The organism is uncultured Lactobacillus sp. (genome assembly GCF_947367125.1).
Classification (GTDB): Bacteria; Bacillota; Bacilli; order Lactobacillales; family Lactobacillaceae; genus Lactobacillus.
The window spans coordinates 77,438-89,421 of sequence record NZ_CANBCQ010000004.1 but is presented as its reverse complement, the minus strand read 5'-3'; the positions used below and the strand labels follow the sequence as shown (position 1 = coordinate 89,421).

Below are 11,984 nucleotides of genomic sequence, written 5' to 3'. Positions count from 1 at the left end.
TACGTATAAAAATAGCGGAGAGCAAATTCTCCGCTAATAATTAAATAATTTTGGGACATTTTCCTAAATTATTGACAGCCTAAATAACCATAAACTTTGATTAATGAATCAATTGTATCCCACCATTGTTTAGTCCTAACAAAATGTTCAATCTTAGCTAAATCATCAAACTTAATGTATTTTTTCAGAGCAATTAAATAATCGCAAACAAAATATTGCATCTCACGTTGCTTCTCATTCCAAGCCTGATTGAGCAAATCCCAATCAAGTTGCTGTTTCTTTTTCTCATCCTTCAAAAATTCATGATAAATTGCTCTTCTTTGTGGCGTTTGCAAGCCATAAAATGGAAATTGATTTCTCATATAACCAGCAAGATGACTGGCTTTTTCTTCATTTGCTTGAGCATTAAATTCCGCTCTTAAAGTTTCAATATTCATAATTTTTATTTTAGCATACAGAAAGAGGTACCTGAATCTCAGATACCTCTTTTAAATAAGTTTTTATTCATTGCTACTTGTTTTCAGGCTTGTAATCCTTATCAATAATTAAGACTGGCTTAATTGTCTTACCTGATACTGAATCAGCATTAGCTTGGTTAATATCTTCAAAGTCATAGAACTTTTCTGTCTTTTCAAAATCAAAACAAGCAAAAATTTGTCCTCTTTCCGCAAAATACTGATATTAATACAACCATGGATAATATTATCGAAGAATATTTTTCTAATCACACCTACCATAGCTTAATTATTGACAATTATTTTAATATTTTGCTAGCTAAAATTATCCCATGACCGAAGAAGAAAATCATGATCAAAAGCAGAAACTTCTAGTTGATTTATTAAACGAAATTTCTCAAAAATATCAAACTATCTCTTTAGCTGACTTAGCTCAACGCTATGGCTATACTTCACCCTACTTAAGCAGCCTAATCAAAGAGTTAACTGGTAAAAATTTTGTCAAAGTGTGCACTCAAAAACGATTGGAACAGGCAAAGTATTTACTTTCATCCAGCGATTATCCCATTACTAAAATATGCGAACTAGTTGGTATTCATAATTTAAATTCTTTTTATGCAAAATTCCAGCAGCAATATCATGTTATGCCTAACGCTTATCGTAAAAATATTAATTTGCTCGATCATCTTAATTAAAAACTTGCTAAAATAAAAGTGATCAAATTAAGAAAGGCTATGACAATGAAACAAATTTATTTTAATCATGACGGCAATATTGATGATTTAGTATCATATCTTTTATTATTGCAAGCTCCCGACATCAAATTGCTTGGCGTTGGTGCAATTGATGCTGATGGCTACATTGATCCTTCTGTTGAAGCATGTCGAAAAATGACTGATCTTTTTAATTTACGCGGTAATAAATTAGCTGTTGCCCGTTCAAATTCTAGAGCAGTCAATCAATTTCCCCATGAATGGCGGATGGCAACTTACTCCTTTAACTATTTGCCAATTTTAAATGAAAAAGGACATATCGATACACCACAAGCCAAGCTTCCGGCTCACTTGGACATGGTCGAAAAACTCAAAGAAGCGACGGAACCAATCACTTTAATTATGACCGGTCCTTTAACTGATTTAGCTCGTGCACTTGACGCCGATCCAACTATTGAACCCAAAATTAAGAAACTTTACTGGATGGGTGGTTCCCTTGATGGACATGGCAATGTGGCTACGATTAATGCTGACGGCAGTCAAGAATGGAATTCTTTCTGGGATCCATACGCCGTTAAGCGCGTTTTTGATTCTAAGATTCCGATTCAAATGGTCGGATTAGAGAGTACCGAAGAATTGCCTTTAAATGATGAATTGCGCCAACATTGGGCTAGTTTACGCAAATATCCAGCAATGGATTTAGTTGGTCAGGGCTATAGTTTAATCATTTCTATTCCTTCAGCCGAACTCTATCTTTGGGATGTTTTAACTACAGTTAGTGCACTTTATCCTGAAGTTGTAGAAACTGAAAAAACTCATGCTAAAGTTATTACTGATGGCTTAAGTGCTGGTAGTTTTGTGCGCGATCCTCAAGGTCGTGAAGTTGAGTTAGTTACTAAAGCAAACAAAGAACTCTTCTTCCGAAAAATGGACGAAATTTTAGAAAGAAAATAATCATAATAAAAGGGCATCGCGATATTGATGCCCTTTTATATTGCCTTGGTAAATTTTTTGTAAAGAATTACTGCAATCCACGCTGAAATAAATGATGGCAACATGGCTACAACAAATAAGTTAGGATCTAAGAAATTACCCACACGAATAAAGTGAGTGATCGACGCAATATGCTTGATATTGCTAAAGATTGCCTGATAAACGGTAACATAAATCAATGACCACTGAATATAATATTCAACTAAAGTTAATGTCGTAGTCGAAAATTTAAATATTTTAGCAGCTAAGCGCATCCCCCAATAGAGAAAAACACCTGAAAGTACTACAAAGACAGCTAACAAAACAAATAAATTACCTAAACTAACATGATCCCATTGTCGCATAATCAAATAAGCAATAATCATAAAGATTAAGAAATTGATCATTGAAAAAATAATCTGAATAAGAAATAAAATTGCCGCTTTTAAAAATACAAATTTATGTTCAGATCTAAATAAGAGAAAAATCACTAAAACAGCAGCTGCAATAATGAAATAGGTTGTGACTTGCACAAAATCCTTCTTTCTACTCTGCTTGCTTTAGTGCTGCTTCAACTGCGGCTTTAACCCCATTCGAAGTAAAAGTAGCACCCGTTACTGCATCAATATCAGCTGATTGTTTAGTTAAAATTTCTTGCTTTAATTGTGCTTCAGCTTTTTGACCATATTGTGGTGTCTCTGTTGTAAGATCTAAATTTACTTCAGAAATTTTGTTACTTTTAATAGATAATTCAACACCAACAAATCCTGCCATTCCGCGAGCTTCTGCCTTATATGTTCCTTCTTTTAACATTTATTTACTCCCTAAAAAATAAAAAAAGCTTATACAATAATTATATACAAGCTTCTTAATAAAAGATATAAATATATGTCATTTGGTATATCATTATCTAACAATTATTGATATACTACTAGATGGGTCTTGAATGTTTTATAAGTCCTTATAATGACCCACTTTACAGGTAGTAAGAATCCCCTTCTACCTGTTTTATTATAGCATAATAAATAACTGGTGTTATACAGTTTCTTAAGTTCTTTTGAAAATTTCTTCAAAAGAGCTTTTTTCTTATACTATCTTTTCTTAGTTACGTTAAAATTGAAATGGAATTATTAAATTTGTGTTTAAAGAAGGTAAAGCATGTATCCAGATAATAATATTCTCACATATTTAAAATGGCGTGGTGACGTTGATTTCTCCACATCACCTTTCAATAATATTGATGCACTTGTTTTATCTATTTTTTCTTATCTGGAATTACCAGGAATTGTCAAAAGCAACGGTACAGCTATCAGCTTAGAAAAGGCAGCCAAGCTTTACTTTGCAGATGATCATCCTCGTCATGATAATTTACAATATCAAGAACTATTTAAATTAATGGCACATGTTGATCGTTTTAAAGATGCTAAGTTATCTTACTTCACCAGTACATTAACTGAACATACTCAATTTAGCGCTATTAAAATCGAGCTGACTGATGGAACAAACTTCGTTGCCTTTCGTGGCACTGATGACTCATTGATTGGCTGGAAAGAAGACTTTGAAATTAGTTTTAAAATTACAGTTGCCCAAAAGCAAGCTGTAAAATTGCTTGAAACCATTTTAAAAGCAGACGATCAAGATTATTATTTAGGCGGCCACTCTAAAGGCGGCAATTTAGCCGAATACGCTGCAATAAATATCGAGCCTAAACTAAGAAAAAGAATCAAGCGAATTTACACTTTTGATTCACCTGGAATTGCAGAAGAAGTCGGAGCTCAGCTTCCAAATAAATATTTACAAAATACTTTACGAAGATTTGTACCTGACTTTAGCGTCATTGGTCGCTTATTTGAACCCAAAAACATCCCCGCCACAATCGTGGGCAGCAATCGCAAAGGTTTAAGCCAACATGATGCTTTTTCTTGGCAGATAATCGGTTCTAGATTCGATACTAGACGTCATCGCAACGCTCAATCTAAGGTTTATAACCAATTAATTAATCAGTGGATCGGGAATGCTACTTTAGAGGAACGGGAATCATTAACTAATGATCTTTTTGCCGCTCTGGGTGCTGGAGGCGCTACTAAGATCAATGAGCTCGATAAAAATGGTTTTGGCGGTTTCGGCGCTATTCTTTTCTCTCTTGCCGATTCTTCTCGGCGAACTCGCTTTGTCTTCGGCTCTTTATTTTCTAGCATTTGGCAAACAATTAAGAGTCAAGAATTAACGAAAGCACTTTTCTCAACAGACACAATTGTTGGCTGGGTAATGGTCATTCTAGGTATCATTAGTTTAACCTTGCCACAATACGCTGTACGAGCCTTTGGTACTCTTGTAGCCTTTACTGGAATTGGTTTTAGTGTTCATCAAATTCTAATTACTGCCAAGTCTAGTTTAAAAGAGCGGCAGAAAAATTTCTTTATTATTTCCTACTTAATAGTTTTCGCTTTATCAACGGCTTTAATCTCTAACAATCGTTTGTTGATCTTTTTGGCCCACTATTTCTTAGGACTATTTCTAATCATCTACTCTTATATTAGAATAAGACAATTGGTTTTTCGTAAATTGCCAGGTGTTTTTCGTATTACGGTTGTTGCTATCGAAGCATTGATTGCCTTTGCCTTAGGAATTATCGTAGTCGTAAATCCTAGTGCATTTGATCGGAGATCGATTATTATTATTGGAATTCTGTTAATCGCTTATGGCTTCTTCAAATTAATCGGAGAACTATTTAGTCAACGAACGAAAATGCCTAAAAATCATCGTTAAAAAAGCTTGCTAACTTCAACTCGTTAGCAAGCTTTTTGCTTATCTTTTAATAAAAGTATCAGCCTTAATATGCTTTAAAATATCATAACCCACGGACTTAAGACGATTTTTGCCACCATAAGTTTGATTAATAAACATGACAATCCCATTTTGATTATCAGTCGTCAATTGCATCCAATTACAAAAATGCGTATCACCAAAGTTACCATAAGCCAACTTTAAAGTATGGTTTTTCTTCAAATAAAAACCACCCGAATAAGTATTAACCTTAGCATTTAGATGAGATAAATAATTAAATTGCTTTTTAGTTAAAATTTTGCCATTAATCATTCCGCGTTGGATTTTAAAATAATCACTAGCTGCTGAAAACAAATTTCCTGCACCAGGCAGTTGAGAAACCACATTTCGATTAGCATAAATACTATTACGATAATTTTTGCCACCCTGATACAAATACGAAATTGCATCAGTTTTAGACCGCGGAATTTGCTGGTAAATATAAGTTTGCTTTAACTTTAATGGACGAATAATCCTCTTTTTCACGTTGGCAGCATAGGATTCGCCGGTTACTTTGCGAATAATTCCTGCTAACAACACATAATTAGCATTATTATAGTTAAAACGACCACGGCCAGTATTAGCCTGCGAATTAGCACGCGTAATCATCCAATTTATTGCACCATTTTCAGAAAAATTAATTCCGTGATTGGTTTCAGTTCCACCAACATTAATTCCTGAAGTATGAGTCATCAACTGACCCACGGTGATTTGTTTGGCATATCTAAGCTTAGGATACCAACGAGAAATTTTAGTATTTTGACTAAATTTTTTCTGATAAATCAATTGCGTAATCATTGCAGCAGTAATCATCTTTTGCAAGGAGCCAACTGGATAAAGCAATTTGGAATTACCATTTTTTGTTTTTTTGCTGTAATAGCCATAGCCTAAGCTAACCCGTTGAGCTTGGCCATTTTTGACAATTTCAATGCTTCCTCGTAAATGATTCTTTTTCATCAATTTTAGCGTATATTGACGCAGTTGGTGATTCGAATAAGACTTTGCCTGAACAGCATGGCTAGACATCACTAAACACGATGAACAAAATAAAATGAAAGCTATCCCAAACTTTTTTAGTGTTTTCAATATTTCGATCTCCTTTTAATCCTGGATTATTCTACCACAAGAAAAAAAGCGCAAAAACATTTTTAATCATAGATTGCGCTTTCATTTTTATTTTTTTAAATTAAATTCATCTTAACCAAGTATTCCGCATTTTCAACTGTGTTCCAAGCAGCTCCCTTTAATAAATTGTCGGCTACGATCCACATATTAAAGGCACCTGGATTTTCATAGTCTGGACGAATTCTTCCAACAAAGGTTTCCCGCTTGCCAGTTGCGTTAATTGGCTGTGGGTAAACTTGATTCTTAATATCGTCTTCAAGCACAACCCCAGGAAAGGCAGCTACTGCATCCATAATATCTTGTGCTGTGGCACTTTCATCTTCAACAGTAAAGTAGACACTTTCACCATGAGAAATTGTCACAGGGACTCTGACACAAGTTGCCGTTACTTTAATGTCCTTAGCATTCATATCATCCAACATGATCTTCTTGGTTTCATGAATCATCTTCCATTCTTCATGAGAATAGCCGCTATCTTCTAAGACATCAATTTGTGGCAGAAGATTAAATGCCAGTGGATAATGCTTTTTATCACCTTTTGTCGGTAAAATATTCGCATTGGTTTGCATATCTTTACCATCAAGAAAATCTTGGCTTTCTTTTTTGAGTTCTTCAATTGCTGCTTGACCAGCACCAGAAGCAGCTTGATAAGTTGAAACAATAATTTGCTTTAAGCCAAACTTTCTTCTAATTGGCTCAAGGGCCATTACCATTTGAATCGTTGAGCAATTAGGATTAGCAATAATACCATGGTGCTTTTTCAATGCTTCTGAATTTACTTCTGGCACAACTAGTGGAACATCAGGTTCCATTCTGAAAGCACTAGTATTGTCTACACAAACTGCCCCGCGCTTAACAGCTTCTGGTAAAAATTTCTTTGATACTGCGCCACCAGCTGATGAAAGAACTAAATCAACGCCATCAAAGGATTCCGGCGTAGTTTCTTCAACTACCAAGTCTTGATCTTTAAACTTTAATACAGTGCCAGCTGAACGTGATGAAGCCAATAACTTGACGCTTTTTACTGGAATAGTTGACTTAGCCAATTGATCAATCATTCTTCTACCAACAGCACCTGTAGCTCCTAAAATTGCAACATTATATTCTTTAACCATTTTATTCAACCCCTTGTAAAAAATCATTCATTCTCTTCATTGCTTCTCGCAAATTGTCATCACTAGATGCATATGACAATCTTACATAGCCTTTCCCACCAGGACCAAAGGCACTGCCGGGAGTCACGCCAACTTTAGCTTTAAAGGCTAAATCTAATGCAAATTGCATATCATCTTTACCATACTGAGATGGAATCTTCGTAAAAATATAGAAGGCTCCCTCAGGCTTTACTGCTTGCATCCCCATCTCATTTAATTTTTCTAAAACAAAATCTCTGCGCTTTTGGTAAATCTTACGGTATTCAACTGGATCATTTAATCCATTTTCTAAAGCTTCAATAGCTGCAGCTTGCGATGAATCAGTGGTCGTCGTCACCATTAAGCCGTGCACCTTACCGATTTGATCCATGATTTTAGCAGGTCCTGCAATATAGCCCAAACGATACCCTGTCATCGCATGAGACTTGGAAAGACCAGAAATATAAATTGCTCGCTCTGGAATCAAACTTGCAATAGAATGATGCTCAACACCATAAGTCAAAGTGCTATAGATTTCATCAGTAATAACGTACAAATGATTTTCCTCAACCACTTTAGCTAAAGCTTTAATTTCATCTTCCGTATATTCCACGCCAGTTGGGTTAGTTGGGTAATTCAAAATCACTGCTTTAATTGTCGAATTTTCTTTAATAGTTTCTGTCAATTTTTGCGGTGTTAACTTAAAATCATCTTCAGTAGTATTTATTAATACATAACTGGCGTCGGCTAAGGTAGCAACTGGCCAATATAATGAAAAGACTGGCGTTGGAATAGCTACCTTATCACCAGGATTAGCGATAGCAAAAAGTGCAGCATTAATTGCTTCCGTAGCACCAACTGTTACTACAATTTCTGTTTCTGGATCGTATTTTACGCCGATAGTTTTATTTAAATAGTTACTAATCGCTTGGCGTAATTCTAATTTTCCTTTTTGAGGAGCATAATGAGAATCATTATTTTGAATACTTTTAATTGCGGCACTTTTAACATGTTCAGGCGTATTCAGATCAGGTTCGCCTAAAGTTAATTTGATAATTCCTGGAATGTTTGAAACCTTATTATCAAAGATTCTAATTCCAGAAGCTTTGACATTTTGTACTTTTTGGCTAAAACCTAAATCTTTAGCTAATTCCGGCATAAGCTTCCCTCCTTATGTTTAAAGGATATTTTCTAACCCGATTACTAATTCATTTAACTGATCAACTTTTTCTAAAGCTACCTTAACTCCGCTCATAAATGAGCCACGATCAAATGAATCTTGACGAATAGTCAGCGCTTCACCCGGTCCCCCAAATAATACTTGCTCATGTGCAATATAGCCCGGCAGACGAACTGAGTGAATCTTGATTCCTTGATAATCACCACCGCGAACATTTCTCAAGATTTCTACTTCATCTGGTGCGGTTTGATGTTCAGGACGATTTTCTGTAATCATCTTAGCTGTAGCAAGTGCCGTACCTGATGGAGCATCTTTCTTGTCTGCATGGTGCATTTCAATAATTTCAACATCTGGGAAGTACTTGGCAGCTTCTTTGGCAAATTTCATTAATAAAACTGCAGACATTCCAAAATTAGGAGCAATCAAACCACCTATTTTTTCTTTTTTAGAAAGTTCGATTAATTCTGCTTCTTGCTCATCACTCATACCAGTAGTACCAACTATTGGTCTAATGTGATGTTGCAATGCAAATTTTACATTTTCGTATACTGCTTTAGGTGTAGTAAAGTCTATCCAAAAATCTGCCAAATTATCAGGAATTTCCGTTAAACTCTTAAAAATTTGAGCATCAGCAGGTAAATGATATTGAGCTCGATTATCTTCTGCAATTGGAGAAAGCCCTGCAACCACTTCAAAGCCTGACATATTGTTAACTAAGTTCACGGCTTTTTGCCCCATTGCACCTGTAAAGCCGGCAATTAATACTTTTTTAGTCATTTTCAAGATCCTTTCCTAAATCTAATGGCAATTTTTGCAATAAAGCTTTATCTTCTAAGCCTAAATGTTGAGCCAAAGTTACTTTTTCTTCATCTTTCAAGGCGACCAAAGGTAAGCGACAGTATCCTGTTTCAAATCCTTGCGCATTTAAAACTGCCTTTACTGGTGATGGCGATGGGTACATAAATAGTGCTTGCATTCTAGGCGTTAACCAGCGTTGAATTTTGGCTGCTTCAGGATATTTACCTTCGTATAAAGCATCATACATCCGGCGCATTTCTTTAGTATAGATATGAGAAGCTACAGAAACAACCCCATTTGCTCCAAGCAATCTTGCAGTCAAAGCTTGGGTATCTTCTCCTGTAAAGACTTGAAAATCTGCTGCTTTATGATCAATGATATACTCCATTTCTTCAAGGGATGCACATTGTTTAATTCCCTTAATATTATCTAATTGAGATAATTGGACAATCGTTTCTTTCTCCATCTTTACGCCAGTTCTGCCCGGAATATTATAGATTAAGAATGGCATCTTAACGTTGTCATTTACCGCAGTAAAGTGAGCAACCATGCTACGTTGATTTGGCTTATTATATGGTGGTACAACAACTAAGGCGTAATCAATACCATCAATTTCTGCTACTTCATTGGTAAATTTAATTGTTTCGGCAGTGTTGTTGCTACCAGTGCCGGCAATCACAACCGCACGTCCATTAACGATTTGACCAAACTGCTTATACAATTCGATCTTTTCATCATGGGTTAAAGTTGGTGTTTCGCCGGTCGTACCACCTATCACAAAACCATTACAACCTTGATCAATCAAATAATTTGTTAATTTCTTTAGACTATCAAAATCAATCTTTTTATTCTCATCAAATGGCGTCAAAATTGCCGTCAATAAATCTGCATCAATTAATGTAGCCATATTAGTTCCCCATTCTATCGATTAAAAATCCCTTAATTGCGTTAATTCCGCGCATAATACTCTTTTCGTCTGGATTCAAAGTTGCTGAATGCAACTGTGAATCCGGATCACCAACACCTAACCAGAACATAGTTCCTGGAAACTTTGCAAGCAAAAAACCGAAATCTTCACCAGTCATCTTTGGTTTTGTCTCAATAAAATCAACCTCAGGATTATTCCTCATATAATTAATGAATTTTTTCGTTAACTCTGGATTATTTTCTACCGGCCAATAACCACCCTGATTTAATTCGAGATTTACTTTCATATTATAGCTACGCGCTATACCCTCACATAAATCTCGCAACCGTTGATCTATTTGCAAAATCATTTTTTGCGTCAATCCCCGAATCGTTCCTTCAATTCGAGTCTGTCCTACAATTACGTTTCTAATAGTTCCAGCTCTAACTTTGCCTAAAGTAATAACTCCACTTTGAATGGGATCAATGCTTCTTGAAATTACCGTTTGAATTTGCATAATCAGACTAGCCGCAGCTACTACCGTATCATTAGCATTTTGCGGAAAAGCTGCATGACCGCCTTTGCCAATCAAATCAATGTTGACTTCAGTAGTTCCAGCAAATAACGTACCTTCACGACAACCAATTGTTCCAGCAGGCAACTCAGGATTATCATGCAAGCCATAGAATTCATCAGGTTTAAACTGTTCCTGAAAAATTCCTCTTTCATATGCTTTCTTACCGCCACTTTCACTTTCCTCAGCTGGCTGGAAAAAGAATAGCAAATTATCTTTAGGCTGATTTTCGCTGAAATAGCTAAGTAATCCTAATGCAACACTCATGTGAATATCATGACCGCAAGCATGCATGATTCCTGGATGCTTTGATGAAAAAGTTAAATCTGTCTTCTCCTTAACTGGTAACGCATCGATATCAGTGCGATAACCGATCGTTCTCTGCGGATCGCTTCCTTTAATTAATACCAAAATTGCGGTAGGCAATTCTTCTGGTACTTTTATGGTTAAAAAATCTGAATTAAATCCTTTGATTATTTCTAATAAATAATCATGCGTCTCTTTTTCTTGTAAAGCTAATTCAGGGATTTCATGCAAATGCCTTCTAATCTGAATTAACTCGCTTTCAGTTAAAACTGCCATAGCTAAATCTTTCTCAAATTATCTTCTAATCCTGTCTTGCTTTCGGTTTGATCGTCGACCTTTTTAATCACCTTGGCTGGGACACCTGCTACCATCGTATGTGGTGCTACATCATGAGTTACTACAGCACCTGCAGCAATCACAGCACCTTCACCAACGTGAACGCCTTCGATCACTACCGCATTAGCACCCATCACTACGTTGTCATCAATCTTAACTGGAGTAGCAGAAGCTGGTTCAATTACGCCGGCTAACACACTCCCTGCTCCAATATGGCAGTGTTTACCGACAATAGCACGTCCACCTAAAACAACCCCCATGTCAATCATGGTATCATCGCCAATTTCAGCACCGATATTAATAATTGCACCCATCATGATAACGGCATTTTTACCAATAGCTACTTGATCTCGAATAATAGCACCCGGTTCAATTCGCGCATCAAATTTCTTCATATCGATCATAGGTATAGCCGAATTTCTGGCATTATTTTCAATGCGGTAATCTTGAATCTTATCCTGATTTTCTTTCAAAAAAGGCTCAACATCTTTCCAATCACCAAAAATCACTCCGGAATGTGCTTCAGTGAAATTTTCGATCTTTTCCGGGAAATCAATTTGGTCAAGTTGTCCCTTAATAAAGACCTTAACTGGTGTCTTCTTAGGAGCATTGCCAATATAATTGATAATACTTTTTGCATCTAGTTTTGTCATAATGTT

Annotated in this window: 13 protein-coding genes and 1 pseudogene; 3 read left to right on the top strand and 11 right to left on the bottom strand. The window is 35.8% G+C overall.

Annotated features, from left to right (window positions below):
* Window positions 1-68: 68 nt before the first annotated feature.
* Together Q0Y84_RS02375 and Q0Y84_RS02370 are read right to left on the bottom strand one after the other, a co-directional pair.
* Window positions 69-437, bottom strand: coding sequence for a DNA alkylation repair protein (locus tag Q0Y84_RS02375; RefSeq protein ID WP_297950548.1), 369 nt, complete (start codon window positions 435-437; stop codon window positions 69-71).
* A gap of 73 nt (window positions 438-510) precedes the next feature.
* Window positions 511-642 (bottom strand): annotated as a pseudogene (locus Q0Y84_RS02370) (NAD(P)-dependent alcohol dehydrogenase); the annotation flags it as partial.
* A 145-nt stretch (window positions 643-787) separates the two neighbouring features.
* On the opposite strand from Q0Y84_RS02370, the gene Q0Y84_RS02365 reads away from it, so the two are divergent.
* Entirely contained in the window at window positions 788-1,150 is a 363-nt protein-coding gene (locus tag Q0Y84_RS02365; protein ID WP_297950546.1) for an AraC family transcriptional regulator, read from the top strand.
* Between the two features lie 45 nt (window positions 1,151-1,195).
* The gene (locus tag Q0Y84_RS02360; protein WP_297950544.1) at window positions 1,196-2,122 is read left to right on the top strand and encodes a nucleoside hydrolase; all 927 of its coding nucleotides are present in this window, start codon (window positions 1,196-1,198) and stop codon (window positions 2,120-2,122) included.
* A 35-nt stretch (window positions 2,123-2,157) separates the two neighbouring features.
* On the opposite strand, the gene Q0Y84_RS02355 is transcribed toward Q0Y84_RS02360, so the two are convergent.
* Together Q0Y84_RS02355 and Q0Y84_RS02350 are read right to left on the bottom strand one after the other, a co-directional pair.
* Complete coding sequence (locus Q0Y84_RS02355; RefSeq protein ID WP_297950542.1) at window positions 2,158-2,673, bottom strand: hypothetical protein; 516 nt, start codon at window positions 2,671-2,673, stop codon at window positions 2,158-2,160.
* Between the two features lie 13 nt (window positions 2,674-2,686).
* Window positions 2,687-2,953: an FMN-binding protein gene (locus Q0Y84_RS02350; protein ID WP_297950540.1), complete on the bottom strand. Its 267-nt coding sequence runs from the start codon at window positions 2,951-2,953 to the stop codon at window positions 2,687-2,689.
* A gap of 345 nt (window positions 2,954-3,298) precedes the next feature.
* On the opposite strand from Q0Y84_RS02350, the gene Q0Y84_RS02345 reads away from it, so the two are divergent.
* Complete coding sequence (locus Q0Y84_RS02345) at window positions 3,299-4,909, top strand: Mbeg1-like protein (RefSeq protein ID WP_297950538.1); 1,611 nt, start codon at window positions 3,299-3,301, stop codon at window positions 4,907-4,909.
* A 39-nt stretch (window positions 4,910-4,948) separates the two neighbouring features.
* Here Q0Y84_RS02345 and Q0Y84_RS02340 read toward each other — a convergent pair whose 3' ends face one another.
* From Q0Y84_RS02340 to dapD, 7 genes are all read right to left on the bottom strand, one after another.
* On the bottom strand, window positions 4,949-5,992 hold the full coding sequence (locus Q0Y84_RS02340) for a serine hydrolase domain-containing protein (RefSeq protein WP_297950552.1): 1,044 nt from the start codon (window positions 5,990-5,992) through the stop codon (window positions 4,949-4,951).
* A gap of 155 nt (window positions 5,993-6,147) precedes the next feature.
* Window positions 6,148-7,206, bottom strand: coding sequence for an aspartate-semialdehyde dehydrogenase (locus Q0Y84_RS02335; RefSeq protein ID WP_297950536.1), 1,059 nt, complete (start codon window positions 7,204-7,206; stop codon window positions 6,148-6,150).
* Window position 7,207: 1 nt separating this feature from the next.
* Complete coding sequence (locus Q0Y84_RS02330; protein WP_297950534.1) at window positions 7,208-8,383, bottom strand: aminotransferase class I/II-fold pyridoxal phosphate-dependent enzyme; 1,176 nt, start codon at window positions 8,381-8,383, stop codon at window positions 7,208-7,210.
* An 18-nt stretch (window positions 8,384-8,401) separates the two neighbouring features.
* Entirely contained in the window at window positions 8,402-9,181 is a 780-nt protein-coding gene (gene dapB, locus Q0Y84_RS02325; RefSeq protein WP_297950532.1) for a 4-hydroxy-tetrahydrodipicolinate reductase, read from the bottom strand.
* On the bottom strand, window positions 9,174-10,109 hold the full coding sequence (gene dapA, locus Q0Y84_RS02320; RefSeq protein ID WP_297950530.1) for a 4-hydroxy-tetrahydrodipicolinate synthase: 936 nt from the start codon (window positions 10,107-10,109) through the stop codon (window positions 9,174-9,176). Before dapA ends, dapB begins: the two co-directional genes overlap by 8 nt.
* Before the next feature lies 1 nt (window position 10,110).
* The gene (locus Q0Y84_RS02315; protein WP_297950528.1) at window positions 10,111-11,265 is read right to left on the bottom strand and encodes an N-acetyldiaminopimelate deacetylase; all 1,155 of its coding nucleotides are present in this window, start codon (window positions 11,263-11,265) and stop codon (window positions 10,111-10,113) included.
* A gap of 2 nt (window positions 11,266-11,267) precedes the next feature.
* Window positions 11,268-11,978, bottom strand: a complete 711-nt coding sequence (dapD, locus tag Q0Y84_RS02310) for a 2,3,4,5-tetrahydropyridine-2,6-dicarboxylate N-acetyltransferase (RefSeq protein WP_297950526.1) — start codon at window positions 11,976-11,978, stop codon at window positions 11,268-11,270.
* Window positions 11,979-11,984 lie beyond the last annotated feature (6 nt).

What these genes read in the sequence shown, in the direction of transcription:
- Q0Y84_RS02330 (WP_297950534.1), bottom strand. Translation starts at nt 8,383, where the DNA reads ATGCCGGAATTAGCTAAAGATTTAGGTTTTAGCCAAAAAGTACAAAAT.
- Q0Y84_RS02375 (WP_297950548.1), bottom strand. Translation starts at nt 437, where the DNA reads ATGAATATTGAAACTTTAAGAGCGGAATTTAATGCTCAAGCAAATGAA.
- Q0Y84_RS02345 (WP_297950538.1), top strand. Translation starts at nt 3,299, where the DNA reads ATGTATCCAGATAATAATATTCTCACATATTTAAAATGGCGTGGTGAC.
- dapD (WP_297950526.1), bottom strand. Translation starts at nt 11,978, where the DNA reads ATGACAAAACTAGATGCAAAAAGTATTATCAATTATATTGGCAATGCT.
- Q0Y84_RS02365 (WP_297950546.1), top strand. Translation starts at nt 788, where the DNA reads ATGACCGAAGAAGAAAATCATGATCAAAAGCAGAAACTTCTAGTTGAT.
- Q0Y84_RS02335 (WP_297950536.1), bottom strand. Translation starts at nt 7,206, where the DNA reads ATGGTTAAAGAATATAATGTTGCAATTTTAGGAGCTACAGGTGCTGTT.
- dapA (WP_297950530.1), bottom strand. Translation starts at nt 10,109, where the DNA reads ATGGCTACATTAATTGATGCAGATTTATTGACGGCAATTTTGACGCCA.
- Q0Y84_RS02340 (WP_297950552.1), bottom strand. Translation starts at nt 5,992, where the DNA reads ATGTCTAGCCATGCTGTTCAGGCAAAGTCTTATTCGAATCACCAACTG.
- Q0Y84_RS02360 (WP_297950544.1), top strand. Translation starts at nt 1,196, where the DNA reads ATGAAACAAATTTATTTTAATCATGACGGCAATATTGATGATTTAGTA.
- Q0Y84_RS02315 (WP_297950528.1), bottom strand. Translation starts at nt 11,265, where the DNA reads ATGGCAGTTTTAACTGAAAGCGAGTTAATTCAGATTAGAAGGCATTTG.
- Q0Y84_RS02350 (WP_297950540.1), bottom strand. Translation starts at nt 2,953, where the DNA reads ATGTTAAAAGAAGGAACATATAAGGCAGAAGCTCGCGGAATGGCAGGA.
- dapB (WP_297950532.1), bottom strand. Translation starts at nt 9,181, where the DNA reads ATGACTAAAAAAGTATTAATTGCCGGCTTTACAGGTGCAATGGGGCAA.